27 protein-coding genes and 1 pseudogene are annotated in these 25157 nt (G+C 53.2%); 21 read left to right on the top strand and 7 right to left on the bottom strand.

The window, feature by feature from the left end; genetic code table 11:
• Positions 1-67: 67 nt before the first annotated feature.
• The 11 genes and pseudogenes from IM282_RS15605 to IM282_RS15555 all read left to right on the top strand — a co-directional run.
• Complete coding sequence (locus tag IM282_RS15605; RefSeq protein WP_192970578.1) at positions 68-406, top strand: hypothetical protein; 339 nt, start codon at positions 68-70, stop codon at positions 404-406.
• Between the two features lie 79 nt (positions 407-485).
• A complete protein-coding gene (locus tag IM282_RS15600; RefSeq protein ID WP_192970577.1) occupies positions 486-779 on the top strand; it encodes a hypothetical protein in 294 nt (97 codons plus the stop codon).
• A 301-nt stretch (positions 780-1080) separates the two neighbouring features.
• Entirely contained in the window at positions 1081-1230 is a 150-nt protein-coding gene (locus tag IM282_RS15595) for a hypothetical protein (RefSeq protein WP_192970576.1), read from the top strand.
• A 106-nt stretch (positions 1231-1336) separates the two neighbouring features.
• The gene (locus IM282_RS15590) at positions 1337-1705 is read left to right on the top strand and encodes a hypothetical protein (protein WP_192970575.1); all 369 of its coding nucleotides are present in this window, start codon (positions 1337-1339) and stop codon (positions 1703-1705) included.
• A gap of 101 nt (positions 1706-1806) precedes the next feature.
• Complete coding sequence (locus IM282_RS15585; RefSeq protein ID WP_192970574.1) at positions 1807-2355, top strand: hypothetical protein; 549 nt, start codon at positions 1807-1809, stop codon at positions 2353-2355.
• A gap of 72 nt (positions 2356-2427) precedes the next feature.
• Entirely contained in the window at positions 2428-2913 is a 486-nt protein-coding gene (locus tag IM282_RS15580; RefSeq protein WP_192970573.1) for a hypothetical protein, read from the top strand.
• An 87-nt stretch (positions 2914-3000) separates the two neighbouring features.
• Positions 3001-3603: a DUF3085 domain-containing protein gene (locus tag IM282_RS15575; protein ID WP_192970572.1), complete on the top strand. Its 603-nt coding sequence runs from the start codon at positions 3001-3003 to the stop codon at positions 3601-3603.
• Positions 3604-3683: 80 nt separating this feature from the next.
• Positions 3684-4697 (top strand): ArdC family protein, encoded by a 1014-nt coding sequence (locus IM282_RS15570; RefSeq protein ID WP_192970571.1) that lies wholly within the window; start codon positions 3684-3686, stop codon positions 4695-4697.
• Between the two features lie 12 nt (positions 4698-4709).
• Positions 4710-4976, top strand: a complete 267-nt coding sequence (locus IM282_RS15565; RefSeq protein ID WP_111736469.1) for a TA system toxin CbtA family protein — start codon at positions 4710-4712, stop codon at positions 4974-4976.
• Between the two features lie 114 nt (positions 4977-5090).
• Positions 5091-6017, top strand: a complete 927-nt coding sequence (locus IM282_RS15560; protein WP_192970570.1) for a DUF1281 domain-containing protein — start codon at positions 5091-5093, stop codon at positions 6015-6017.
• 121 nt (positions 6018-6138) lie between these two features.
• A pseudogene (locus IM282_RS15555) lies at positions 6139-6462 on the top strand (SAM-dependent DNA methyltransferase); the annotation flags it as partial.
• A gap of 118 nt (positions 6463-6580) precedes the next feature.
• Here the strand turns inward: IM282_RS15555 and IM282_RS15550 are convergent.
• The gene (locus IM282_RS15550) at positions 6581-7447 is read right to left on the bottom strand and encodes an ImmA/IrrE family metallo-endopeptidase (RefSeq protein WP_192970569.1); all 867 of its coding nucleotides are present in this window, start codon (positions 7445-7447) and stop codon (positions 6581-6583) included.
• A 2-nt stretch (positions 7448-7449) separates the two neighbouring features.
• Entirely contained in the window at positions 7450-7773 is a 324-nt protein-coding gene (locus IM282_RS15545; RefSeq protein WP_001515173.1) for a helix-turn-helix domain-containing protein, read from the bottom strand.
• 182 nt (positions 7774-7955) lie between these two features.
• On the opposite strand from IM282_RS15545, the gene IM282_RS15540 reads away from it, so the two are divergent.
• The 4 genes from IM282_RS15540 to nucC all read left to right on the top strand — a co-directional run bounded on the left by IM282_RS15540 (position 7956) and on the right by nucC (position 11192).
• Entirely contained in the window at positions 7956-8921 is a 966-nt protein-coding gene (locus IM282_RS15540; protein WP_192970568.1) for a CBASS oligonucleotide cyclase, read from the top strand.
• A 7-nt stretch (positions 8922-8928) separates the two neighbouring features.
• Positions 8929-9447, top strand: a complete 519-nt coding sequence (gene cap7 / locus IM282_RS15535; RefSeq protein WP_000100572.1) for a CBASS phage resistance system CD-NTase-associated protein Cap7 — start codon at positions 8929-8931, stop codon at positions 9445-9447.
• Positions 9444-10376 carry a CBASS phage resistance system CD-NTase-associated protein Cap6 gene (gene cap6, locus IM282_RS15530; protein WP_192970567.1) on the top strand — a complete coding sequence of 311 codons (933 nt, stop codon included), beginning with the start codon at positions 9444-9446 and terminating at the stop codon, positions 10374-10376. Before cap7 ends, cap6 begins: the two co-directional genes overlap by 4 nt.
• Positions 10377-10466: 90 nt before the next feature.
• Positions 10467-11192, top strand: a complete 726-nt coding sequence (gene nucC / locus IM282_RS15525) for a CBASS effector endonuclease NucC (RefSeq protein ID WP_192970566.1) — start codon at positions 10467-10469, stop codon at positions 11190-11192.
• Between the two features lie 16 nt (positions 11193-11208).
• Here the strand turns inward: nucC and IM282_RS15520 are convergent, their stop codons facing one another.
• Positions 11209-11499 (bottom strand): hypothetical protein, encoded by a 291-nt coding sequence (locus IM282_RS15520; protein ID WP_192970565.1) that lies wholly within the window; start codon positions 11497-11499, stop codon positions 11209-11211.
• A 652-nt stretch (positions 11500-12151) separates the two neighbouring features.
• On the opposite strand from IM282_RS15520, the gene IM282_RS15515 reads away from it, so the two are divergent.
• The 6 genes from IM282_RS15515 to IM282_RS15490 all read left to right on the top strand — a co-directional run bounded on the left by IM282_RS15515 (position 12152) and on the right by IM282_RS15490 (position 19292).
• Positions 12152-14095, top strand: coding sequence for a sigma-54-dependent Fis family transcriptional regulator (locus IM282_RS15515; RefSeq protein WP_192970564.1), 1944 nt, complete (start codon positions 12152-12154; stop codon positions 14093-14095).
• Positions 14096-14297: 202 nt separating this feature from the next.
• Complete coding sequence (locus IM282_RS15510; protein WP_192970563.1) at positions 14298-15332, top strand: NAD(+)/NADH kinase; 1035 nt, start codon at positions 14298-14300, stop codon at positions 15330-15332.
• A gap of 73 nt (positions 15333-15405) precedes the next feature.
• Entirely contained in the window at positions 15406-16371 is a 966-nt protein-coding gene (locus IM282_RS15505) for a thiamine pyrophosphate-dependent dehydrogenase E1 component subunit alpha (protein ID WP_370553799.1), read from the top strand.
• 12 nt (positions 16372-16383) lie between these two features.
• The gene (locus IM282_RS15500; protein WP_192970561.1) at positions 16384-17403 is read left to right on the top strand and encodes an alpha-ketoacid dehydrogenase subunit beta; all 1020 of its coding nucleotides are present in this window, start codon (positions 16384-16386) and stop codon (positions 17401-17403) included.
• Positions 17403-18512 (top strand): acetoin dehydrogenase dihydrolipoyllysine-residue acetyltransferase subunit, encoded by a 1110-nt coding sequence (locus IM282_RS15495; RefSeq protein WP_192970560.1) that lies wholly within the window; start codon positions 17403-17405, stop codon positions 18510-18512. Before IM282_RS15500 ends, IM282_RS15495 begins: the two co-directional genes overlap by 1 nt.
• Positions 18513-18518: 6 nt before the next feature.
• On the top strand, positions 18519-19292 hold the full coding sequence (locus IM282_RS15490; RefSeq protein ID WP_192970559.1) for a lipoate--protein ligase family protein: 774 nt from the start codon (positions 18519-18521) through the stop codon (positions 19290-19292).
• A 71-nt stretch (positions 19293-19363) separates the two neighbouring features.
• On the opposite strand, the gene IM282_RS15485 is transcribed toward IM282_RS15490, so the two are convergent.
• The 4 genes from IM282_RS15485 to IM282_RS15470 form a co-directional block, all read right to left on the bottom strand.
• Positions 19364-20419: a 2,3-butanediol dehydrogenase gene (locus IM282_RS15485; protein ID WP_192970558.1), complete on the bottom strand. Its 1056-nt coding sequence runs from the start codon at positions 20417-20419 to the stop codon at positions 19364-19366.
• 520 nt (positions 20420-20939) lie between these two features.
• Positions 20940-22256: an FAD-binding oxidoreductase gene (locus IM282_RS15480; RefSeq protein ID WP_192970557.1), complete on the bottom strand. Its 1317-nt coding sequence runs from the start codon at positions 22254-22256 to the stop codon at positions 20940-20942.
• Entirely contained in the window at positions 22253-23656 is a 1404-nt protein-coding gene (locus tag IM282_RS15475) for an FAD-dependent oxidoreductase (RefSeq protein WP_192970556.1), read from the bottom strand. The genes IM282_RS15480 and IM282_RS15475 overlap by 4 nt, the downstream gene beginning before the upstream one ends.
• Positions 23657-23721: 65 nt before the next feature.
• Entirely contained in the window at positions 23722-25155 is a 1434-nt protein-coding gene (locus tag IM282_RS15470) for an aldehyde dehydrogenase family protein (RefSeq protein ID WP_192970555.1), read from the bottom strand.
• Positions 25156-25157 lie beyond the last annotated feature (2 nt).

Below are 25157 nucleotides of genomic sequence, written 5' to 3'. Positions count from 1 at the left end.
GCAGTCCAATCCCCCGGGGAGATACCTTCCCCTCGGGCTGGTGTTTCCCCATTACAGGAGATACACCATGTCTGTTTTTACTTCTTCAGTTGTTCCTGATTTCTTCTCAACCCTGCACCGTGTCAAATCGGTTCTCCAGCGAATACCTTTTCGCATGGCGCCGCCGCGTTTTACTGACTGGTACGTCAATGCAGCAGGTAATTTTGCCGTTCGCGCGCATGTTATCTGCAGTGATGATGGTTCGGTCAGCGCGTTACTGACGCAGCGCAAAGGTTGGTACAAAGGAGAATATACCTACGCAAGCACCCATGTTGTGCTGCCTTGCAAACATACCGAACGCAGAAAAGCCTACCGACTCGCCTGTCAGCAGGCCGAGCATCTGGCCAGACTGCGTTACCGCTTCTAAAGCGACTTATACCCTGACGGGGATTTATACCCGTCTGGGGATAGATCCTCCGTTTCAACATTTGAAAGAGGATTATCCCATGAATGGTATTTCACTTGTCACCGCCGACAGTAATGAATGGCATTACATGTGGGCAGAATTAGCCAAACAGGCAGCAAACCGTGAACTGCCGGATCCCACTGTCGCTGAGAATTTTGGTGAAGTGTGGCAGTACATGGAGACGCAGGAAGTCAGCTCATTTTGGTCAGGAAAGCGCCTGTTCCATTGTTTCAGGCATCGGTTACATCCTGTCAAAGGGCCTCGCTATCAGCTCATGATACCCGCAAGTCGGGGGTTTGAATCTGTTGATTTACAACCTGCTTTTCAACGTTAGTTTAATACCCAACCCTGACGGGATTTACTCCCGTTCAGGGGGTAAATCCATCTTATAAGAGGATTTACCGATGAATACGCAAATTAACTTCCGCACGAATGTTTTCGACCTCAAGACGTCCCGGGACGTGCTTTTCTACCTTTGCGCTATTGAAGGTGAACTGTATACCGCAAGAGCCTATCGACGACTCGGGCTCCATCAGTAGCGGGATGAACCTCGTGAACTGACCGACCTGGAGAATAGGGTTATCAGTGTCGGTGAGGCTTTCGGGTTCTTTCTCTACTACCTGCAGAGGGATAGATTGCCGACGTTGTCTGATGCTGGCCGGGAAGTCTTGAGCAACCTGGACAGTCTTGGCAACGACGCCCACAAAGAAGCGTGGGCGTGGAGTTTGTCCTACGGCAAGGTTAACGGTGAGGCTGATGAAGCCATTGCGGCGCTCGGTTTCTGAGTTTGAAAACAATGACATTGCGACGGCTATACCGTGGTCGACGCCCAACCCTGTCGGGGATTTATTCCCGCCAGGGGATAAATCCCCCATGTGCGAGGATTTATCCATGAATACCACTATCGATTACCTGAAAACCCCTCTCGATATGCTGCGCTACCTGTGCCTGCTCGAAAGCGAGCTGATGAGCGCGCGAGCGTTCCATCGGCTTGGTTTTGACGTGGAGCGCGACCCGGCAAACGGTATGACGCTCGTTGAGGTTGCCGTTCATAGTGCCGGCTTTGCGTTTGGGTATTTCCTGTTTGCTCTGCAGAGGAACGGCTTACCCTCACTTTCCAAAACCGGAAAGGATGTGATGAATGTCCTGGACAAAATAGGGAAGGAAGTTAACGCGTCAGTCTGGGAGCGCGCGGTGGCGGAGGGAAAACGTGACAGAGAGTCTGATGAAGTGATTGCTGCGCTCGATACAGCGTATTGAGGTACGGCGATTTGCGTAACACGTAAGTAGCACAACCCTGACGGGATTTATTCCCGTCCGGGGGATAAATCCCCCCATTTTTTGTTTCTGGAGGATTTATCGTGAGTACTACTGTGTATTTTGACGCACCACCGTCCCAGGACGCGTGGATTGATTTTACCCTGGCGGTGACCGAGATGTTCTGGTTGCTGCCGGCATCTGCAAGACCTGCAGGTATTGATGCGGCGGGGCAGCTGTTTGCCGGCGGCGCATTTGCAGGTCCTGGTATCCGTCTGTCGTCATGGCCGGCCGATAACCTGCCCGTGCAGGAGATTGTCCCCGGGGATGAGGCGTCGGATTTCTTTAACCGCCTGGTACTCATCCTGATACACAATCTGTGTCCTGGATGCGTGCGCATTGAGCGGGAGCTCTCCAGCCAGTCAGGCTGGGAGCAACCGCTGATATGGCTGCGTCATCATCTGCAGCGTCCGGCGCTTTCTGCACCGGGAGATGTTGACGCCGCAGCGATGGGGGATAGCTCGATCCGTTTGCACCTTGAACGGTATCGAGACAGTTTGTGCAATGCCGAGATTCCGTACCACTGGCAAGTGATTACGTGGATGGATGAGGTGTTATCCCAACGCAGAAAGTTGACTCAACGCGTCGCCTGATTAAGGCGCGTAATTAACCCGGCAGGGGCTCCCTGCAGGGGAGTTCCTGTCCTTTGCCGAGAGGAGTGACCCATGGGGCTTGATATCAACTTTTTCCGTCAGCGTAAGGCTGACTATTCAATGTTGCCGGTAAACGGCGACTGGACACCCGTTGGCGACTGGGTGCCGTGTTCACCAGCGTGGCTGGAGGATGGCGGTGATTGTGCGCAGGCGCCGCGAATATACAACCACAAAACGTGTAATCACTATCATCCGCCGCTGCTGGTTAACACCTGTCATTTTCGCGGTTTTACTGCGTTGATGCACTGGGTGGCCAACAGTGTCGGGGACGTCAAAAGCGGCGAGCTGATAGCGTTCGACCGCAACGATGTCCAGATGCTGCAGATGCTGTTGTCACGATTAAATGAAGCGAACTGCCATGAGGCGTTCCCTTCTGAATGCCGCGACTACGGCGATGTGTACTGGATGCTGGTCGACTCACTGAAGACGTACGTTAACAGCGTACTGACCGGTTTCGACTTTAGTCGGGATCAACTTTACTTCCGGACATCGTGGTAAAACCACCTCGCTGGCCATAACGTTTTATTTCCCTGGAGGGGCTTCCCCTCCGGGGGAAGCCGTCTCCGCTTTTTAAGGAGACTTAACATGTTGCACTTTGACCCTGAGGCATTGCGCCTGGTCGTAGCCGAAGTTAAGGCCAATCAGTGCGAACTGGTGTTGGCCAAAGACGACGGTGTTTACCTGATATCAGCCGTGGCCGAACGTGGCGATACGGGCCGCGTGAAGCACATAGCGTATGCCGATGGCTGTCATCCGGAAAAGGATGACGCCTGGTACGAAACCTCCCGCGTGTTGGTGGGAGGCGACGACTTTTGTGAGCATCTGCAGCTGACCGACGAAAGCATGGAACGAATACTTTCAGACGGCTTTGAGCTCTGGATATACGTGCTGCACGACCAGATCCATGTGCATGCGTCACCCGTCACCTGGGTGCCGGTGGCCGAGTACCGTCATATCATCAACCGCATGCAGCGCCTGGCTCATGTCCATTACCGGGCATGCGTGGGCAAGGCGGAGTACAAACGCTGGCGCGTCAGCGCCATCGACCTGCTGGCTACCGCCAGTCATACCGACGCTAAACGGGCGAAGCCGGACGACAGGGAGGAATTCCTCTCGATGTTCGAACGTCTGTATCACCTGGCTGACACGGTTAATGCGGAAGGGGCGATCCGTTTCCCTGCACGTTAATCGTTAACCCATTCTTTGTCCCCTGGGGCGTATTCTTCGCCGCCAGGGGAGGAGTGCGCCTTATTACTGAGGAGCCTCCCATGAGAAAGAAATCATCATCACGGCCAGCGAAAAAACGGCCTGAACGTCCCGACCTGTATCAACAGGTGACGGACAAAATCATCGCCGCCATCGAGCGCGGTACGCTGCCGTGGTGCAAGCCCTGGCAGACGGACCGCTCCCGGATGGCACAGGGATCGGTGATGCCGCTCAACGGCACCACCGGTAACTTTTACAGCGGCGTCAATGTGCTGCTGCTGTGGTTGGCTGCCTGTGACCATGGCTTCAGCGCTAATCGTTGGCTGACCTATCTCCAAGCGGAAGCCGCCGGTGGTCATGTGCGTGCCGGCGAGAAGGCGACGCTTGCCGTGGTCTTCAAGCCCTGGGAAAAGGATGCGAAGGATGCCGACGGCCAGCAGCTGTTTGACGACGAAGGGAACGCCCTGAAAGAGCGTATCCCGATGCTGAAGCCGCTGTACCTGTTCAATGTCTGCCAGTGTGACGGACTCCCGGATGACGTGGTTGGCGCATTGCCGCCAGACACTCCGGGTGAGGACGACCCACAGGTTGATGAGCGAATACAGGCGCAGGTCAGCACGATGGTGGAGGACTGTGGTGTTCACCTTGAGCATGTTTACCAGAACAGGGCGTTTTACACCCCGAGCCGGGACCTGATTGTGCTGCCGGAAGTTCGGCAGTTTAAGACGGAATCGGACTACTGGTCGACGTTGCTGCATGAGCTGGTGCACAGCACCGGTCATGCAACACGTCTTAACCGGGAGGGGATAACCTCTTCTTCACGTAAGCGGGGTGACCCGGTCTATGCGTTTGAGGAGCTGGTTGCCGAGTTGGGCAGTGCATTTCTTTGTGCCCGGATCGGCGTTGCCGGCGACGTCCAGCATGAGAGCTATCTGGAAGGGTGGCTGAAAATCATGAAGGAAGACAAACGTGCGCTGTTCCGTGCGAGCAGCCAGGCGCGTCAGGCGACCGAGTTTCTGTTAATGCCGGCGGCAGAGACAGAAGCGGTAAAGATTGACACCGCCCAGGCGGCCTGACGGGGAGGCGCTATGACCGAGGAACAACACCGCTGGCAGACCGTTGCCGGTGCGCTTTTGAGCCGCCATTACGGACTGACACTGAATGACACGGACTTCTGTGAAGAGGTTTGCGTCATTGCCTTGCAGGAGGCCGGTCTTCGGCCGTATGAGGCGATTAACGATCTGGCTGAGAAGTATGACCTCGAACGTATCGATGTCAGTGACTATCAGCAGCTGTCGCCGGCGATCCGCCTGGCCCATGAGTTACGGGTCTTACGCGAACTGTCCGGCCACTGACGGCGGTTGAGCCAACAGGCTGACCGCCACTGTTTTACACCTTAACCCAACGGGGGAGATGCTCCCCCGATGGGGGACGTCTCTCTTTTTTCTTGAATGAAGAGGAGAACTACCATGTCTAACTGGTGCAAAAACCGTTTAGTTGTTACCGGTCAATCCGTGTTTGTCGACGAGCTGCAGCAGTGGGTGAATGGCCATGTCGTTCCTGACTACCGCCATGCCATCCAGCAAAGCTGCAGGATGTTCCTGGCAGGCTGTGCCGGCATCTTGAAGCCGGCGACGGTAAAACCAGGTGTTTATGTCCCTTACCCTGGTTTGCTGGCACATCCTGGCGTGTCGTCGGCACAGAACCTGGCTTTTGAGCAGTGGTTCTGGCTGCTGAAAGCCGATGCGCCGCTGACGGCTGAAAACATCCGTCAGATTGAGCGGCTCTACAGCCAGTCCGGGATAGCGTCAGTCAAGTGGGAGAACATCCCGCCACTTGCCCAGGCGCGAATAGCGGACGTCATTGAGCGCCAATTTGCCGACTGGTTCGGCATGGTGGGGCTTGATGGCCAGGTTGATGCCGGCAGTTGTTGGGAGCGGCTCGGGAATATGCCCGAGTATACCGTGCCCTGCGACATGCTGATGTTAATCCCCACGCGTCTGGCGACAGAGCTGAACGGGGCCGGCGGCGCGCTGCTGCGTGATGTGCCGGCAACGGTTGACCTGTACGGTCGTCAGTATGGTGTTGAATGGCCCTGTGGCCACAACGTCGGCTGCGTGCGTGACAGCATCAATGTCCTGACGGTGCACTTTGATTCTCCGTGGTACGCGCCGGCAGGCGAGGTGATCGGGGAGCTGTCAAAACAGTTCAGCTGTCAGGTTGAGCACAGCTGGCACATGTCCGACGCCGGCCACAGCGGTTACGACCGTTATGACCACGGCGAACATGTCGATGGCGGCCGAATGGAACCGGAAGTCCTGGGCGGTGAGGTGATCCAGTTTACCTACGCCGACAAGGACTCCTTGCCGTTACCACCCAACGCCGTAGCGAGTTAAACGCTCGCTGCAGCACCGACCCTAAACAATGACCACCGGATTTTCCGGTGGTCTTTTTTCATCCCTCGGGGAACATTGTTTCCCGCCCGGGATCCGTGTTCCCTTTTTTTGGAGAACACGTATGTCCGGACTCATTAACCATGAAAAAGCGTTCATCTCACTTTTCAATGAGACGGCGCGGTATCACCGGCGCGCCAAGGTGTTTGAGGACTTCGTCAGCTGCAGCGTCATCGCGCTGGAGAACCGCCTTTGCTTCAACCAAAAGCGGGAAGACAAGTACCTGCAGATCGTCAAAGGCTATGAGAAAACGGACGTCAGTCGCATGGCGCAGCTGCTTGCCCTGGTGTCGACGAGCATGATGGAGCAATTCAATGACTTCCTGGGAAAGGTCTTCATGCAACTGGATCTGGGTGACAAGTACCGCGGCCAGTTTTTCACACCTTATGGGCCCATGTTAACTGTTAGGTCTTTTTAAATTTATTAATATCAATGGGTTATGCTGACGCTTTCAACTAATTATTTTTCTTGCAAAATATGCATGCCACTTTATATGAAAAAGATCTTTACTCATCTTCCCCATGAAAGGGAGGCCATACATTTGTTTTTCGGGAAAGGATTAGAAGGGTGATGACATATTCATATTGCTCTGATTGTATTTTCATTTCACGAACTGAAGCGTCTTTATCTGCATAAGGGAACCAAATTGATGCAGGGATCTTCATTCCTGCTCTTTCCATTGAAATGTTCTGGTTTGCAGCAAGCGATCCTTCTGGAATACATACAACATTGCGTTGTGTGCGAAAGAAGGCTCCGTTACGGCGAGCCGCCGGGCTGGAAAAGGCCCATTTCATGTACCCGTCACGAGATAAAATGAATACGGCATTTTCTTCAGTACATTCAAGCCATTTCAATGCAGCTGCTGTCAGCGATACCCCATAACGAATCGCATACTGACGTAATACTTCAATATCAACGTCTGACGTCAACTGTTTCCGGAAGTCATTGAATGGCATCAGTAAGTAAGAAGCAAATAAATCTGCTTCTGATTCAATATTTTTATCTTCCCAGGATAGCATATCATCACTGCTACATCTGAACTCATCACGATTTAGACGATGAAGTACGTAATGTCCCAGTTCATGTGCCTGAGTGAATCGAATTCTACCAGGGGATGTTAAACCGTTATTGTAAAGTAGCATCCAACGGCTGCGGGCTTCATTGGCAATTAATGCACCATCAAATCCTTTGATGTCAACGGGTTCTATTTTTACTATAGGGTCAGCCCACTGGAATAACTCTGCTGCCCCCAGAGACAACTCACCAACGTTAACAGGAAATCGTTCTGTGCCGTGAATCTCACTGAAAGTATCGCAAATTTTTGTTAGCCGAATAGCTGCTTTTTGAGGCGTCCATATCTCTTTTTCTGGCATAACTAAAAGTCCTTTTTAAAGGTGTCCAATATTTTTCTTAACTGTGCTTTAGCCTCAGGTTCAAGGTTTTTATAGCCACGAAAGAAAGCATCATCAAGATGTCTTTCTTCCGGCTCTCTAAGATCATCTTCTAAAAAGAAACTAGTCCCAACTCCCAGTGCATCTGCCAGGGCAGTGAGCTTTTCTGCCGAAGGACGTTGAGACTCGCGATTTTCCAGTTCCCATAGATAGCTTTTACTGAGTCCAGCCATGTCAGCGAGTTTTTCCAGTGTTAATCCACGCTGTTTACGCAAATCGCGAAGTTTTTCGCCAAGACGGGTTGCCATTGTTACATCTCCTCATTTATCTCTTCCATCATTGTACCACTATTCCGAACAAAAAGTTTGACAAGTATGAAAAATGCACTCATTCTTATAAAAAGTTCGCTATACCGAACTTTGTGGCCGACGAAGATGAACATGACATGTCGTCCGGCTTGGATAGAGTGAAGACTTCTAGTGAGGATGAGATGTCAACAGAACATGTCGACCATAAAACTATAGCGCGGTTTGCCGAGGATAAGGTAAATCTTCCAAAAGTAAAGGCTGATGAATTCAGGGAACAGGCCAAGCGATTACAGAACAAACTGGAAGGGTATCTTTCTGATCATCCTGACTTTTCATTAAAGCGAATGATTCCATCAGGTAGTCTGGCTAAAGGAACTGCTCTTCGCTCGTTAAACGATATTGATGTGGCTGTGTATATCAGCGGCTCTGATGCACCACAGGATTTACGTGAGTTACTTGACTATCTTGCTGATAGATTGCGTCAAGCATTTCCTAACTTTAGTCCTGATCAGGTTAAACCCCAGACATACTCTGTAACGGTTTCCTTCCGGGGCTCTGGCTTAGATGTCGATATTGTCCCTGTATTGTATTCGGGGTTACCTGACTGGCGAGGTCATTTGATAAGCCAGGAAGATGGCTCGTTCCTTGAAACCAGTATTCCTCTGCACCTTGATTTCATCAAAGCCCGCAAGCGTGCTGCCCCGAAGCATTTTGCTCAGGTTGTTCGTTTAGCGAAATATTGGGCTCGTTTGATGAAACAAGAGCGACCGAATTTTCGCTTTAAATCGTTCATGATTGAATTGATTCTTGCAAAATTACTGGATAATGGTGTGGATTTCTCGAATTATCCGGAAGCTTTACAGGCATTTTTTACCTATCTGGTGAGCACTGAATTACGTGAACGCATTGTCTTCGAGGATAATTATCATGCGTCAAAAATAGGCAAGTTGTCAGACTTAGTGCAGATTATCGATCCCGTTAATCCTGTTAATAATGTTGCTCGTTTATATACGCAGTCTAATGTGGACGCCATCATTGACGCCGCAATGGATGCCGGTGACGCTATTGATGCTGCATTCTATGCACCAACCAAGCAATTAACCGTAACCTATTGGCAGAAAGTTCTCGGTTCTTCATTCCAAGGGTGAAATCATTATGTCTTCTTATAGTTATACTGTAGCAGAGACACAAACTTTCAGCGTAACCCACGCTCGTCACATGGCTGCTAAAGTTGCAACTGACTTGCGGCGGATGCAGCGTTTTTATGGTTACCCCAGTGATGCCGACATTGAAGCATACGAAGAAGAATTGGTTGTGTTTCTTAAGGCTGGATATTTGGGGGAGGTCTCTTATGGTTTTCAGAAAAATAATAACTGGATCGAGCCGACCCTTCGATATACCGCAGGCGACTTGCTTGGTTCAGGAACAGATGACGATCCCGGAAAAATCCGCCCAGGAAAAGATGTATCGGGTGCATCCTTCTACAGTTTTATGACTTATAGCTCGAAATATCTGAATGCTACTCAATCGGAAAAAGATACTGCTTTGAAAGATCTACCATTCAAACGGGTTGGTGCCCAGTCTCCAGGGATTAATGGCTACCTCGAAAATGATAAGACTTACTCGGCCGGTGGTCGCTCCCTCACTCGCACTAGCGTAAGGAATTTTGTATGAACGTAAAACCATCACTTGATGAATTGTTTGAGCGGCGTATTAATTTCCCTGATTTTGAGCCTCAGGAGCGTCTGGCTCGTTTAGTTGGTCTTGATGAGCACAAAGATCGATTATCAAAAATATTAGGCTTGCTTGTAAATCCTTATGGGATTCAGGAATGGGCTAAAAAATATCATCCAGATGCTCGTGCGGCTGTTGATACAGTACTCAGACGGCCACCTTTAGTTGTATTGGCTGGGGACGTGGGCTCAGGTAAAACAGAGCTGGCGGAAACCATTGGTGATGCTGTTGCCCGGCAGGAAGATATTGATATTACGTTGTATCCTTTGAGCCTTGCTACCCGAGGGCAGGGGAGAGTTGGCGAAATGACTCAGCTGGTTTCAGCTGCATTTGATTACACCATTGAGGCCGCAGATAAATTAAAAAACACGAATGGAAAAGCTCGTGGTGCGGTTTTGCTGTTGATTGATGAAGCTGATGCATTGGCTCAATCCCGGGAAAATGCTCAGATGCACCATGAGGATCGTGCTGGTGTAAACGCTTTTATTCGCGGAATAGATCGGATCGCCAATCAGAAACTACCAGCGGCAGTTCTTATGTGTACTAACCGGCTGAAAGCTCTGGATCCGGCCGTCCAGCGTCGTGCTGCTGAAGTTTTAACTTTTTCCCGGCCAAATGATGAACAACGACACTATTTGTTGCATTCAAAACTTACGGGGTTGGGATTAAATTCTACGGCGATAGAAGAATTAGTCAGGTTAACCGGTCCAAGGGACACGAATTCGCCGGGATTTACTTTCTCAGATATTACCCAGCGGCTAATTCCATCAATAATTCTTGCGGCCTACCCATATAGCGCGGTGTCAGTCCATTCAGCACTGCAGGTAGTCAATAAAATGACACCAACACCTGCATTTATTGACCGCTAATAATATAGTAAAGATAAATGCCCATAAATAGTATCGTGGGCCATGCATACTTATGCAACGTATGAGTATTACTGAATAAAGGAATCTATTATGTCAAATTGGTCACTTTCTCAACTATTTGCTTCGTTACATGAAGACATTCAACTTCGATTGGGAACTGCACGTAAAGCTTTCCATCATCCAGGAGCTAAAGGGGATGCCAGTGAAGGAGTATGGATTGAAATGCTCGATACATATCTTCCCAAACGCTACCAGGCAGCTAATGCTTTTGTAGTTGATAGTTTGGGTAATTTTAGTGATCAGATTGATGTGGTCGTTTTTGACAGGCAGTACTCACCATTTATTTTTAAATTTAATGATCAAATAATTGTTCCAGCAGAAAGCGTCTATGCGGTTTTTGAAGCGAAGCAATCAGCATCAGCAGAGCTTGTTACTTATGCTCAGCGAAAAGTTGCAAGTGTTCGCAGACTTCATCGTACCAGCCTTCCAATTCCGCATGCTGGCGGGACATATCCAGCAAAACCACTCATTCCAATTTTGGGAGGGTTACTTACTTTTGAAAGTGACTGGAGTCCTGCTTTGGGGGTGTCGTTCGACAAAGCTCTCAATGGGGATTTATCAGATGGACGACTTGATATGGGCTGTGTTGCATCACATGGGCATTTTTACTTCAATAACATTGATGGAAAATTCAATTTTGAACCAGGAAATAAACCAGCTACCGCTTTCCTTTTCAGGCTTATTGCACAGCTTCAATTTAGTGGCACTGTGCCAATGATTGACATTGATGCCTATGGAAAATGGTTAGCTAACTGAGTACTGGTATGTTTTTTTATTTATTTCGAGAAGGTTTATTTTTTAGATTGTAATTCAGCATTTCATTGATGGTTGCCAGCTTTGATATTCGAAGCTGAAGTTGTTGGATCTCATCCTGTAAAACTTTGTTTTTGGCATTTGCATCCTTTAACTTTTCACGTAATGTTGCCCGAGAACGTCGGGGGGTATTATCTGCTATCCTCCTGATTTCATCTGCGATATCTGGATAGTAGTTGTGAATCAATGAAGTGCTAACGCCCGCTTCCCGAGCTACGCGAAAAATATTTACAGGTTTATTTAAAACCATAAGCTTCCTGATTATATTCCTGAATTTCTCACGGCGAATATGTGCTGGCTCATGTTTGTGGCTTATCGGCGTCTCCATCGTTGAGATTAATACCAAAGGATAGCATCACTCTCTTACAATGAGATATATCAGAGGATATTCTCTTCTGAGATGACTGGTTTTTAATACTAGGCTGTAATATTTTCAGGTCATCATATAGTTTCTGGTATACGGAAAGATGTGCAGAGTCGATCACAGCGTTTTGACATTCGCTACAGTGACCTGCCCCGGTATTAGATACAACTGTCAGTTAGTAATGTCGCTTTGTGACTCTGACCCCGAATATGATCCATTCATAATCAGGAATATCCGACTTCATGTTGCTTGTGTATTCTGGCAACCGGCAGGGCATTGATATGAGATAATGATACCCCGCCAGCCCACGCAGCTTAGCCGGAAGCCCACGCAGGCCTCTTTCTGATTAAATAAAGTAGTTGCGTTGAGTGATCGATCACAGATTACACCCGGATGCGGTGAAAAACTCTCTCCGGTAGTTAGTCTGATAAAGAGAACCGTTAACGCCCGGTACGCTAAAACCTGCCGATTATGGGCTCCGCGCCCGATGCTGGTCGACAGCGGTTATATCCTGCGTGCCGCTACAGGAGAAAGACCCGTGAATCAGAGCCAGCGCGAACATATTGCCACGGTAATGGCCAGTCTCAGTAATAAGATGTATCTGTCAGCCCGGTGCTCATATGAACAGACCATTCGTGACTCCTGGCAACGCTGCGTGGAATATCATGGGCTTGATCCTACCCGCATGCAGGATGCGCGCATATTGTCATGGAATGAATTGCGGGAATATCGCCAGGAGATGGAAGAGTTTCGCCACATCGCCTATCACGGTCTGACCATGCTGTATAAACAGATCGCCGCCGCCGGCTACGTGTTATTACTCACCGATGCGCGGGGTATTACCGTAGATTATCTGGGGGACAGCAATTCGGAAATCAGCCTACGCCGTGCCGGGCTGTTTCTCGGGGCGCAGTGGACAGAAGCCTATGCCGGTACCTGCGCTGTGGGGACTGCGCTGGCAACCGGTAAGGCGCTGACCGTGCATCAGACCGACCATTTTGATGCCACCCATATACCGCTGACCTGCACCGCCGTTCCGCTTTTCGATCCGCAAGGCCAGTTAAACGCCATTCTTGATATTTCGGCACTCAGCTCGCCGCAGCCTAAATCCAGTCAGCAGTTGGCGTTACAGCTCGCTAAAATTTATGCGCATCAGATTGAAAACGCCTGGTTTGAGCATCGCCACCGCAGTGACTGGGTGCTGAAGCTCAGCCCAGCCTCGCCGTTTGTCGAGGTTAGCCCGGATTTCCTGATCGCCTTTGATGCCGCCGGTGAAGTGGTGGGGCATAACCACCGCGCCCAGCGCATGCTGGAAAAGGAGCTGGGCATCGCCGCGGCGCCGGTTCATTGCCGCAGCACGTTGCTTGGCCTACCGATTGAACAGCTGTTTAATGTTTCCATCGATAGCCTCCCCGACTGGCTGGCCAGTGCCAGCGGGCAACAGGGGACGCTCGAACGCGCCCGCAGCGGCGAGAAACTGTATGTCACTGCCGTGCAGCCCGCCCGGCGTACGCCGCGTAAATCCACAGTCAGCCAAGGCGCGTTACCGCCGGCGTTGGCCGCACTTAACGGCGGCGACGCTGCGTTGCAGCTTCAGCTTCAGCGCGCCGCCCGACTGCTGGAAGCGTCGTTGCACCTGATGGTTCACGGTGAAACCGGCAGTGGGAAAGAGTTTTTTGCCAAAGCCTTTCACCAGGCAAGCAACCGCCGCCATCGATCGTTTGTGGCGGTGAACTGTGCGGCGATCCCGGCGGCGCTGATTGAGAGCGAACTGTTCGGCCATCTGCCCGGCAGTTTCTCCGGTGCCGCCAGCAAGGGGCGGCGCGGGCTGATTCAGGAAGCCGACGGCGGAACGCTGTTCCTTGATGAGATAGGCGACATGCCGCTGGAGATGCAGACCCGGCTGCTGCGGGTATTGGCGGAACAGGAGGTGTTGCCGGTAGGTGCCACGCGGCCGGTGTCGGTGGATATCCGGGTGATCTCCGCGTCGCACCACGCGCTGGAGCAACTGGTGCAGGAAGGGCGCTTCCGTGCCGATCTTTTCTACCGCTTACAGGGGGCGCGCATCTCGCTGCCTGCACTACGCCAGCGCAGCGATCTCGATTGGGTCGTGGATAACCTGTTGGCCGGTAAGGCGCAGCTCTCAGCCGCCGCGCGTCGCTGCCTGCATCAGCATCGTTGGCCGGGTAACCTGCGTGAACTGAGCAATGCGCTGGATTACGCCGCCGCGCTCTGCGATGGGGGCCGCATAGAGGTCACCGATCTGCCGGAAGGGGTGACGGCGGCGCTCCCCGGCAGTCCGTTGCCGGCGATTCACTCGCAAGCCGAGGCGGCGCTGCCGCCGGAGGCGCAGTTGTTGGTCCAGTATCTGCGTGCCGCACGCTGGAACCATAGCGCTGTCGCACGGCAAATGGGCATCAGCCGGATGACGCTCTATCGCCGTATGCAGCGCTTTGGCATTCAGTCGCCGGTGCATGATTAAACCCGCCTTTCCCATCGCGTTACCCCCCGATACACCTGTTTCAGCCGCCGCAGGCTGAACAGGTGACACCTGTACCGCCCCGCCCTGCGCCCTGCTTTTCCATGCCTCGCCAACCATATGATTAACTTAAGTTTAACCATTAATTAACGCGCATGGCACGGCATTTGCGTTATCTCACCCAGTTGATGATGGAGATATGCCGATGAGACAGCCAGCCGCCCCCCAGCCGTGGATTGGGATAATCGCCAACCCGGTTTCTGCCCGAGATATCCGCCGTGTGGTTGGCAATGCCGGTACGCTGCCGTTGGCCGAGCGGGTCAACCTGCTGCTGCGCTTGATGGCGGCGCTGGCCGCCTGCGGCATTGCTGAAGTGCGCATGATGCCGGACCGGGAAGGGTTGCGGGCGTTGTTGTTGCGTGAAGTGTCCCAGAACTCCGACCGGCGGCTGCCGCAGCTCAGTTGGCTGCCGATGGAGGTCAGCGCCACGGTTCAGGACAGTTTTCACGCCGCACAGCAGATGCAGCAGGCGGGGGCGGCCGCCATCGTGGTGCTCGGTGGTGACGGCACCCACCGCGCGGTGGCCCGCCATTGCGGTAGGGTACCGATCGTGGGCCTGTCTACCGGTACCAACAATGCCTGGCCGGAACTGCATGAGCCGACGGTGCTCGGGCTGGCGTTGGGGCTGTATGCCCGCGGCAGCGTTCCCGCTGAACGGGCGCTGGTGTGGAATAAATGGCTGGATATTACCCTCACTGACGCCGATGGCTCTCGCCGTCAGGATATCGCGCTGGTGGATGCCGCCGTCACCGATGAACGCTTTATCGGCGCGCGATCGCTATGGAGCGGCGGAGCGCTCTCTCAGCTGTTTCTCAGCTTCGCCGAGCCGCAGGCGGTGGGCATGTCCGCCATTGGCGGCCTGTTGCAGCCGATCGGCCGCCTCGACGCAGGGGGATTGCTGTTGACCTTTGGCCCCGGCGGCTGCCGCCTGCAGGCCCCGCTGGTCCCCGGCGTGATAGGGGACGTCGCTATCGCCCGCTGGCAGTCTATCGATCACGGCCAGAGCCATCAGCCGCTGTTGCGTCAGGGGGTTATCGCCGTCGACGGTGAACGCGAGTTGACGTTTGGCCCGCAGCAGCGGGTCACCATTGCCCTGCGGGAACATGCGTTTCGCTCACTGGATGTCACCGCCTGCCTGCGCTATGCCGCTGCGGCACAGTTACTGCGTCACGGAGCCTGATCAACCGAGGCGTTTTTCACCCGACCCGTTGGAGAATGTTATGAACACCAGAGAAACCAGCAATCCCGGTAGTCTGCTCAGCGCAGAGCAGTTGCTGAACGTGTATCGCAGTATGCGCACCATTCGCCACTTCGAAGAGCGGCTGCACGTCGACTTTTCCCGGGGCGACATCCCGGGGTTTGTCCATCTCTACGCTGGAGAGGAGGCGACCGCCGTCGGGATCCTCTCACATCTGGGGGATGGAGACCGCATTGCGAGCACCCACCGAGGACACGGACACTGCATCGCCAAGGGAGTGGACGTGATCGCCATGATGAAGGAGATCTACGGTAAAAACGGGGGGGCCTGTAACGGCAAAGGCGGCTCGATGCATATTGCCGATCTCAGCAAAGGCATGATGGGCGCCAACGGCATTCTCGGCGCGGGGGCACCGTTGATTTGCGGTGCGGCGCTGGCGGCGAAATTTCGTGGCAAGGGAGAGATCGGCATCACTTTCGCCGGCGACGGCGCGGCCAACCAGGGAACGTTTTTAGAGAGTCTTAACCTGGCTGCGGTGTGGAACCTGCCGGTGATCTTCGTCATCGAAAACAACGGTTATGCCGAGGCCACTTCGCGCAGCTACGCCACGGCTGTGGACAGTTATGTGGACCGTGCCGCGGGATTTGGGCTGCCCGGCGTAACCGTGGACGGTACCGACTTCTTTGCGGTGTATGAAACCGCCGGCGAGCTGATCCGTCGCGCCAGAGAAGGCGGCGGCCCGGCGCTGCTGGAGTGTAAAATGGTGCGTTTCTACGGCCACTTTGAGGGCGACGCGCAGACCTATCGCGGACGTGAAGAACTGGAACACATTCGCGCCAATCAAGACTGCTTGAAGCTGTTCCGCGCCCAGGTCGAACAGGCCGGGGTCGTCAGCGCCGACGCCTTTGACGAGGTGGACTGGGAGGTGGCCGCGCTGATTGAGCAGGCGGTGCAGGAAGCGAAAGCGGCCCCGGAACCGAGCGCGGCCGAGTTGTTATCCGATGTCTATGTCAGCTACTGAGAGGGGATCACCATGGCGCGTAAATTAAGCATGAAAATGGCGATCAACGAAGCGATCGACCAGGAAATGGCCCGCGATCCGAGCGTGATTATGCTGGGGGAAGATATTGTCGGCGGTATGGGCGGCGAGGGCGAGAAAGATGCCTGGGGCGGGGTGCTCGGCGTGACGAAAGGACTGTATGCCAAGCATGGCGACCGCCTGCTGGATACCCCGTTGTCGGAATCGGCCTACGTCGGCGCGGCGGTAGGTGCGGCGGCTTGCGGCATGCGGCCGATTGCTGAACTGATGTTCATCGACTTTATGGGGGTGTGTTTCGACCAGATCTTTAATCAAGCGGCCAAGTTCCGCTATATGTTCGGCGGCAAGGCGGAAACCCCGGTGGTGATCCGGGCGATGGTAGGGGCCGGTTTCCGGGCCGCCGCCCAACATTCGCAGATGTTGACGCCGATTTTCACCCATATTCCCGGTTTGAAGGTGATCTGCCCGAGTACGCCCTACGATACCAAAGGGCTGCTGATCCAGGCGATCCGTGACAACGATCCGGTTATCTTCTGCGAACATAAAAATCTGTATGGCCTGGAAGGCGAGGTGCCGGAAAAACCGTATGCCATCCCATTTGGCGAGGCGAGCATTGTGCGTGACGGCCGCGATGCGTCGATCGTCACCTACGGACTGATGGTACACCGTGCGCTGAACGCCGCGCAGCAGTTGGCGCAGCAGGGCATTGACGTCGAGGTGGTGGATCTGCGTTCGCTGTCGCCGCTGGACCTCGACACGGTGATAGAAACGGTGGAGAACACCGGGCGGTTGGTGGTGGTGGATGAGGCGCATCCGCGCTGCAATATCGCCACCGATATCGCCGCGCTGGTGGGGCAGCATGCGTTCGGTGCGCTGAGAGCTCCGGTCGAAATGGTCTGCGCGCCGCACACGCCGGTGCCGTTCTCGCCGACGCTGGAAGATCGGTATATCCCCAGCGCCGCATGCATTGTCGACGCGGTAAAACGCACCTTCAGCTACAGAGGAAAACAGTGATGAGCGAAGCAATTATCCCGGTGGTGATGCCCAAGTGGGGGCTGTCAATGCGTGAGGGCACGGTCAACGAGTGGCTGGTTGAGGAGGGGCAGGAGATCGTCCCCGGAATGCCGATCCTCAACGTGGAAACCGATAAAATCGCCAATGCGGTAGAGGCCACAGACGGCGGCGTGCTCAGGCGCAAAGTGGCAGAAGAGGGCGACATGCTGCCGGTGAAAGCGTTGCTCGGCGTGTTGGCTCCGCCGACGGTAAGCGACGGGCAGATCGACGATTTTATCCAAAGCTGGGTGGTGCCGGAGGAGGAGGGCGACGGCGATGAGCCGGTCAGCGCCGATCAATTCATTGAGGCGGATGGCCTGCGTGTGCGCTATATTCGCAAGGGCGAAGGTGCGGAAACCCTGCTGTTTATCCACGGTTTTGGCGGCGACCTGGACAACTGGTTGTTTAACCTGGACGCTTTCCCGGACGCCACGGTGGTGGCGCTGGATCTCCCGGCCCATGGTCGGACGGAAACCCGGCTTACCGGCAGCAGCCTGTCGGCGCTGGCGAGGTTCGTCGCCGAGTTCATGCAGGCGCTGGCAATCCCTTCGGCACATCTTATCGGCCACTCGTTGGGCGGCGCAGTTGCTGCGCAACTGGCGCTGGATGCCCCGCAGCAGGTGCGCTCGCTGGCATTGATCGGCAGTGCGGGCTTCGGGCCGGAGGTTAACCGGAGTTATACGCAAGGGTTTATCGATGCGCAGTCGCGGCGCGATCTCAAACCTGTGGTGGAGCTGCTATTTGCCGATGCGGCATTAGTCAGCCGTCAGTTGCTGGATGATTTGCTTAAATACAAGCGGCTCGACGGCGTCACTGACTGCCTGCAACAGCTGCATGACACTCTCTTCAGCGCCGATGGGCAGACCGCGTTGCCGGGGCGGCGGCTAAACGGCGAGATACCGCTGCTGCTGATTTGGGGCGAAGAGGATGCGATCATTCCGCCAAGCCACGCGGAGCGGGCGCCGGCGGGTAGCAGGGTAGAACGGATCGCCGGGGCCGGACATATGCCGCAGATGGAGCAATCTGCGCAGGTGAATCGGTTGCTGCAGCAACATATCAGTGGTGGATAAAGCGAGATGATGAAGGATATTTCCCCGGCCGTCGCTGTTAATGGCGGCCATTTTTCGCTGCCGTCATCGCGGCTGTTGTTTTTTCCTGATCCCACGCAGGCCGAAGCCGGTCTGTTTGCCCGTGCCGCCGCCGGTGAGGCGGCGGCACAGCTGTGGCATTCGCCGCTGTCGTTGGTAGTGCCGGGCAGCTATAAGCGTTTCGCCGCGCTGGAGCCTGTCCGCCAACGGTTTGCCGCCGCCGGGTGCCCGGTATTTTTGCGCAAGTCCGGCGGCGGGCTGGTGCCGCAGGGACCAGGGATCGTGAATATCAGTTTGGCTTACAAGATAGCGCGCCCCTTGGGCGAAGCGGCAGAAGAGGTGTATCGACATCTGTGCGCCATTCTCGGCAGCGCGCTGGCTGAGCGGGGCGTGGCGGCGCACTGGCAAGCGGTGGCAGGATCGTTTTGCGACGGGCGTTTCAATCTGGCCTGCGGCGACGAGAAAACGGCGCGTAAAATCGCCGGCACCGCCCAATACTGGCAACCGGTGGCGAATCAACCCGCCGGCGGGGCGCGACATCACGTGGTGCTGGCCCATGCTGCGCTGTTGGTGGATTGTGATTTGGCTGCGGCTCACCGTCATGCCAATCAATTTGAGGCGGCGCTGGGCTGCGGGCGCTATTATCAGGCGGAGAAAACCGTCAGCGTGGCGCAAATGGCTCCGGACGCTACCGGCGACTTACGCGACGAGATGACCGATGCGCTGCGGGCGGCGATCCTGCGTTCGCCGGCTCCGCTGTAGCCTTGCGGGGGAGGAATCGCCCGTCCATTTTATCGGGCGACCCGCAGTTTCGCACGATGCCCGCAATAGGTCTACTGCGGCGGACGCACCAGGATTTTAACCTGTTGTTTCTCTTTCACTAGCGCTTCAAAGCCCTGTTCCACCAAATCCGACAGTTCGATACGTTTGGTCACCAGCTTGTCGGCCTGGAAGTAGCCTTGGGTCATCAGATCCATCACCGCCGGGAAAATATGGCGATATGCGATAATCCCTTTTACTGAACGTTCGCTGAGCACCACTTTATTTGGATGGAATGCCGCTTCCCCTTCCCAGATGGAGACGATAATCGTCTCGCCTTCGTAGCGGGTGCTGTCGATACATTGTTTCAGCACTAGCGGAACGCCGGTCACTTCAAACGCCACGTCAACGCCACCTGCGCTCAATGCGCGGATGCTACCGACGGCGTCGTCTTTGCTGGGATCTATCACCGCTTTCGCCCCCAGCTCGCGCGCTTTTTCTGCCCGCCGGGGCGACAGCTCGACCACATAGATTTCTGCCGCGCCGGCCGCGCGCAGTGCTTCAATCACCAGCAGACCGATGGGGCCGGCACCGAAGACCGCCGCTTTATCGCCGGTTTTCAGCTTGCTCATTCGCACCGCGTGCAGAGCTACCGCTGCAGGTTCTACCAACGCACCCTGCTCATAGCTGAGCGAATCGGGCATGCGGTGCACCATATGCTCGTCCACCAGGGTGAAGGAGGCGAAGCCGCCGCCACCGCCGGACAGGCCGTGGAAACCCAGATCGGCGCACAGGTTATATTTGCCTTCGCGGCAGGCTTCGCACTGCTGACACGCCAGGATAGGCTCTACGACCACGCGGTCGCCGGCTTTGAATTTCGTTACGCCGAGCCCCACGTCCACCACTTCCCCGGAAAACTCGTGGCCCATGACAATGGGGGCGATGTCATGGCTTAGCTTGTGAGGTTGGTCGACCGGGATAAAAATCGGCCCGGCGAGATACTCGTGCAAATCGCTGCCGCAAATACCGGTCCAGGCGACCTTGATTTTTACCTTGCCGGCGGAAACCTGCGGTTCTTCAATATCATCGATACGAATGTCGCGGGTCTGATACCAACGAGCTGCTTTCATCGTCTTTCCCCTGAAATTAACCATAAACCTACCGATGGCAGAAATACCGGAGGCCATCGGCAGAGACAGAATGCTCGAAGTTGCGAAATCCATGCCAATATGAGGGAAAGTAAAAGTAACAATATTTCAATGGGTTGTGATTTTCATGTTAAAGGTGTTGATGGTGGCGGCTCTGCGATGAGGCACCTGTAACTGATACGGGTGTAACAGGGAAACTGGAAAATTAGAGGTGGATTATATAAAGATGCGTATACCCGATGTCAGAAGCTCCATTCAGGGAGGGCAGGTGAATACAGTCTGTTGCTCGTATGGAACTAAAACGGGTGTGCTTACACATGGTGACGGGCGGGAATGTGGTATTAAGCAAGTTTACTTTAAAAATGACACTAAATGAATAGTGTAAGATGGCCGCAACTCTCACAGTTCTGCGGCCTAAAAGGTCTAAGAAAATTAATGATACTTGTGATAGATTATGGAATCATTGTAAATATTGCGTTCTTCGACCAAGTAATGTATTTATTTATAATTCAGCCTTACTCCTCCATTTCTCAATTTTTATTCTTCCACGAACGCCAAGTCCTAAAATAGGCTCTGGAGGATTAAGAGAAGGCATTCCCGTTACTCGATGAATGTCATTGAGTAACGATGATTCGTTTTTTAGGTATAAGTCGGCAAGCAATGTGCCCGAAATTGTACCCCATGCAGCGCCGACACCGTTGTCACAAGCGCAGGCAAAAACTCCATCTTCAAGCTGACCAAAGAAATTGGTGAAATTGCGGGAAATTGCATAAGTACCTCCCCACGTATGTGTGAAAGGCACATCTTCTAGTTCAGGATAACGTGCTAAAAAAGCTTGGCGATGTTCCTTTTGTATTTGTTGTCGTGTGACGTTCGTGATGCTACTGCCGTACCTTGGTACATATTTGTATGTATTGCGGATCATAATACGTCTATCCATGGTCATTCTCAGTGTCGTACCGGCATGGTCAGCAGGCGTCAGACCCCAGTTAAGTTGCCCACCATACCGGTTAATTTCATCGTCAGTCAGTTGGCGAGTCCAACTGGCAAAGGTCATAATAGGTAGTAAACGGTTTTTTAACCAACCGAATTCACGGGTGAAAATACTGGTGCCTAGCATCAGCGTCGGTGTGCTGATAGAATGCCGATCACTTTGCAAAACCCATCGTTTTCCCATTTTAGAAAGAGAGCGTATTGGAGTGTTCTCTAGCAATTCCACGTTAGCCGGCAATGAGTCAGCAAGGCCACACACCAGCGCTGCGGGTTGCATTAAGTAACTGCCAGGCGTATAGATAGCACGTTGATAATAGTTGGTCCCTAACACCCCGGATAACTCGGTACCATCGACGCTGCGCCATGGTTCACCAAGGTCGCGCATCAATTTTTCAAAGTGCTCCAAATAGGCAATGCCACGTTCGCTTACGGCGCCCTGATATTTCCCCGTCGCTGACCATTGACAGTTAATATTATATTTTTCAACTAATGATGACAGCAATGCGATAGCATGGCGATTAAGTCGCAAAATTTTTTTCTTATGTTCAGGATTGGGGTGTTCTAGCGAAAATTTATGGGGTAGGTCAATCACGAATCCGGAATTACGACCAGACGCGCCCTGACCAACGCGTTGGGCGTCTACTAATAAAACTCTGGCTGTAGGTGCTTGTTCTGCCAGGCGGCGGGCGATGGCCAGGCCGGCGAAACCTGCACCGATCACAACAAAATCCGCGTTTTCATGCCGAGCAAGCATCTTTTTTGGTGGTCGTGACGGTAGAGCGTCATACCAGCCACAACTGGAATCGTCATTAGGTAAATGGATCATATGTTTTCCTCAACGTATTGGCGGGCATGGGTATTAATTACTTCCGACATCCAATCGTGGCGTTGCTGCTGGAGCGCGCCTCCTAACAGGGCAAAGCCCGTCAACATGTCACTAGCGTCATAATGCAGAGCCATGATTGAGTCTCCTCGATGCTCAATTTGCCATTTACCGGGAAGCAACGGTGGTGAGAAAGATAGTGGTGCACAGGGGGTTTTAACAATAACTGGACTGGGGGTTAAATCTACAGGGGTCAGATTGCCGACCAGGCTTTGTACCAGTGCAGGCAGCGCCTGATTGATCGGCGCAATATAAGGGCGCCAGCCTCCAGGATATTCCGCACAATCGCCAAGTGCGAAGATAGAACTATCACTGGTTTGCCCATATTGGTTGACGCAAATCCCTTTTTTGACGGACAGTCCACACTGTTGGGCAAGCGCAACATTGGGTCTGAGGCCTGTGGCGCTTAGCACCAAGTCAGTATGCAGTATTTCACCGTTACTCAAGGTCAGAAGCCAAGAATGGTCTATACTCTCTGATGCATTGACAATGGTGGTGTTCAGTTTCCAGGACACCCCAAGTTGGCTCAACGCGTGTTGTAAACCAAGGCCAACAGGCTGAGGTAACAATGTCGACATTGGCCAGCGCCCTAATCCAACAACAGTAACTTCATAACCTGCACTGGCCAAGTCGTGAGCAAATTCGCAACCAATAAGTCCGTCGCCAAGAATCGTTATGTGATGTTTATCGGCGATGATCTGCCTGAACTGCACATAATCATGCAGTTGATTCACGCTGATAAAATGTGAACTGTCGCCAGAAATGGTTGGTGTAATCGGTGCTGCGCCGGTAGCCAATACTAAGCGTCCGTACGAATAGGAACCAATGTTGGTTTCCAATCGCTGTTGCTGCCGATTTATAGACAAGACCTTAGTATTAGGGTAGAGGCGAATGTTGAGTTTTTGTTCCCATTCTAATGCACTGCTTTGTTGTAACTGCTCTGCCTTTTTACCAGCAGCCAGAGCGCAGGAAAGGGCTGGCTTGCTATAAATGGCTCCATTGTCAGCGGTAAACAGGGTGATAGGTAGATCGGGGTAATTACTTCTTAAACTGCTTGCTAGCTGATAGCCGCTATGGCCGCTGCCGATAATGACTACCGGTTGAGGTTTTTCTTGTAGCGTGTTGTTTATCGCCAGTTGCTTTAGGGTTTCTACGGCGGCAGGTTCATAATCGGTAATGTCGAGCATTTCGAAATCGGCTTTACCAACCAGGCATTCAGGACATACCCAGTCGCCCGGTACTTCTTCCCACGGTGTACCCGCAGGAATACCGTCATCTGGCCAACCTTCTGCTTCGTTATAAATAAAGCCGCAAATCAAACAGAGCCACTTTTTATTAGCCATAGGGATCTCCGGTAATATCTTTATATCCCGCTATCGATAATAGCGGGATGTATAGTTAAAAGAAGCTACTGTACAGTGTGGATGCGTATTGCGATGTTCTGGGTGTTTACATAACCGTAGATTGCTTCCTGGCCTTTCTCTCGTCCAAAACCTGATAGACCCACGCCGCCAAAAGGTGTTTCTATACCGCCGGCAAACCATTCATTGATGAAAACCTGGCCGCCACGTAACTGCCTGGCTACATGCAAAGTTTGATCCAGGTTCTGGCCGAAGACACCAGCAACCAGCCCGAAAGGCGTGCCGTTTGCTATCTCTACTGCCTGCGACGACAACTCAAAAGGCATGATGACCAAAACTGGACCGAACACCTCGTCCTGAGCGATCGACATCTCTGGGGTCGCTTCGATAATAGTGGGGGCAACAAAGTATCCTGTAATATCAGGTGGATATCCCCCAGTAAGCACGGTGGCACCTTCTGCTCGGGCCTGTTCTATCATTGCTAACACTTTCCGTTGTTGTTCGCGTGAAACCAGCGGAGTTAGCTCGGTGTCTGCGTTATCGCCGGAACCCATTTTTAGTGATTCTGCTAGTGCTATAATGGCGTTTTTAACCTCTTCATAACGAGATACGTGAACGAGTAATCGTGAAAGTGCGGAACAAACTTGACCAGCATTAAAAAATATGCCGTTTTTTACACTGTTCAGTAGGTGGTCGACATTGGCATCAGCTAAGACGATTGCTGCAGATTTTCCACCCAACTCCATGACTGCGGGGGTTGCGTGGGTGGCGGCATTGCGAAGGATAGTTTGCCCAGTTCCGACTGATCCGGTGAAGACAATTTGATTAACGTCCGGGTGTTGTACCAGATAGTTACCAACATCGGCACCTTCACCGCACAGGAGTTGTACGGCTCCGGCGGGAAAACCTGCTCTGACTACGGCCTCGATCAGCAGTGTTATTGCCAGGGGGGAGAGCTCCGGTGATTTTATCACGACAGCGTTACCAGCGGCTAAGGCCGGCGCTAGGGAACGTGCGCAGATTGATACAGGAAAATTCCAGGGAACAATCTGAACAGATATGCCGTAAGGTTGATATTGTGTGAAATCTAGGTAGTTTTCCCCCAGTGGTATTGACGTTCCTTCCAATTTATCAGCCATGCCAGCGTAATATTCAAAATAGCGGGCCGCCTCCATAAACTCGTCATGGGCGTCTTGCATGCGTTTACCATTTTCCCAACAACAAGTTTTAGCGCCTTCTCCCGCCACTTCTCGTATCGCTTGGGCAGCTTTTAACAGCCAGGAGGTGCGTTCTGCGGGACGAACATTAGACAAAGAACCTTGCCGAACGCATGATTTGGCGGCAGCCATGGCGCGATCTGCATCCTGTGTATTAGCCAGAGCGATGGTTGCGAAAGGTTCACCTGTACTAGGGTTATTGACAGTAAGGGAACGTGTGCTGTCGACCCACCGGTCAGCGATATAATTGAGGTAGTGCTTCATGG

This window comes from Enterobacter cloacae complex sp. P29RS, assembly GCF_014893445.1.
Classification (GTDB): domain Bacteria; phylum Pseudomonadota; class Gammaproteobacteria; order Enterobacterales; family Enterobacteriaceae; genus Enterobacter; species Enterobacter intestinihominis.
This window is presented reverse-complemented; position numbering and strand designations above follow the sequence as displayed.

Coding starts and splice junctions, on each gene's coding strand:
- IM282_RS15605 (WP_192970578.1), top strand. CDS start 68: ATGTCTGTTTTTACTTCTTCAGTTGTTCCTGATTTCTTCTCAACCCTG.
- IM282_RS15600 (WP_192970577.1), top strand. CDS start 486: ATGAATGGTATTTCACTTGTCACCGCCGACAGTAATGAATGGCATTAC.
- IM282_RS15590 (WP_192970575.1), top strand. CDS start 1,337: ATGAATACCACTATCGATTACCTGAAAACCCCTCTCGATATGCTGCGC.
- IM282_RS15580 (WP_192970573.1), top strand. CDS start 2,428: ATGGGGCTTGATATCAACTTTTTCCGTCAGCGTAAGGCTGACTATTCA.
- IM282_RS15575 (WP_192970572.1), top strand. CDS start 3,001: ATGTTGCACTTTGACCCTGAGGCATTGCGCCTGGTCGTAGCCGAAGTT.
- IM282_RS15570 (WP_192970571.1), top strand. CDS start 3,684: ATGAGAAAGAAATCATCATCACGGCCAGCGAAAAAACGGCCTGAACGT.
- IM282_RS15565 (WP_111736469.1), top strand. CDS start 4,710: ATGACCGAGGAACAACACCGCTGGCAGACCGTTGCCGGTGCGCTTTTG.
- IM282_RS15560 (WP_192970570.1), top strand. CDS start 5,091: ATGTCTAACTGGTGCAAAAACCGTTTAGTTGTTACCGGTCAATCCGTG.
- IM282_RS15550 (WP_192970569.1), bottom strand. CDS start 7,447: ATGCCAGAAAAAGAGATATGGACGCCTCAAAAAGCAGCTATTCGGCTA.
- IM282_RS15545 (WP_001515173.1), bottom strand. CDS start 7,773: ATGGCAACCCGTCTTGGCGAAAAACTTCGCGATTTGCGTAAACAGCGT.
- IM282_RS15540 (WP_192970568.1), top strand. CDS start 7,956: ATGTCAACAGAACATGTCGACCATAAAACTATAGCGCGGTTTGCCGAG.
- cap7 (WP_000100572.1), top strand. CDS start 8,929: ATGTCTTCTTATAGTTATACTGTAGCAGAGACACAAACTTTCAGCGTA.
- cap6 (WP_192970567.1), top strand. CDS start 9,444: ATGAACGTAAAACCATCACTTGATGAATTGTTTGAGCGGCGTATTAAT.
- nucC (WP_192970566.1), top strand. CDS start 10,467: ATGTCAAATTGGTCACTTTCTCAACTATTTGCTTCGTTACATGAAGAC.
- IM282_RS15520 (WP_192970565.1), bottom strand. CDS start 11,499: ATGGTTTTAAATAAACCTGTAAATATTTTTCGCGTAGCTCGGGAAGCG.
- IM282_RS15510 (WP_192970563.1), top strand. CDS start 14,298: ATGAGACAGCCAGCCGCCCCCCAGCCGTGGATTGGGATAATCGCCAAC.
- IM282_RS15500 (WP_192970561.1), top strand. CDS start 16,384: ATGGCGCGTAAATTAAGCATGAAAATGGCGATCAACGAAGCGATCGAC.
- IM282_RS15495 (WP_192970560.1), top strand. CDS start 17,403: ATGAGCGAAGCAATTATCCCGGTGGTGATGCCCAAGTGGGGGCTGTCA.
- IM282_RS15490 (WP_192970559.1), top strand. CDS start 18,519: ATGATGAAGGATATTTCCCCGGCCGTCGCTGTTAATGGCGGCCATTTT.
- IM282_RS15485 (WP_192970558.1), bottom strand. CDS start 20,419: ATGAAAGCAGCTCGTTGGTATCAGACCCGCGACATTCGTATCGATGAT.
- IM282_RS15480 (WP_192970557.1), bottom strand. CDS start 22,256: ATGATCCATTTACCTAATGACGATTCCAGTTGTGGCTGGTATGACGCT.
- IM282_RS15475 (WP_192970556.1), bottom strand. CDS start 23,656: ATGGCTAATAAAAAGTGGCTCTGTTTGATTTGCGGCTTTATTTATAAC.
- IM282_RS15470 (WP_192970555.1), bottom strand. CDS start 25,155: ATGAAGCACTACCTCAATTATATCGCTGACCGGTGGGTCGACAGCACA.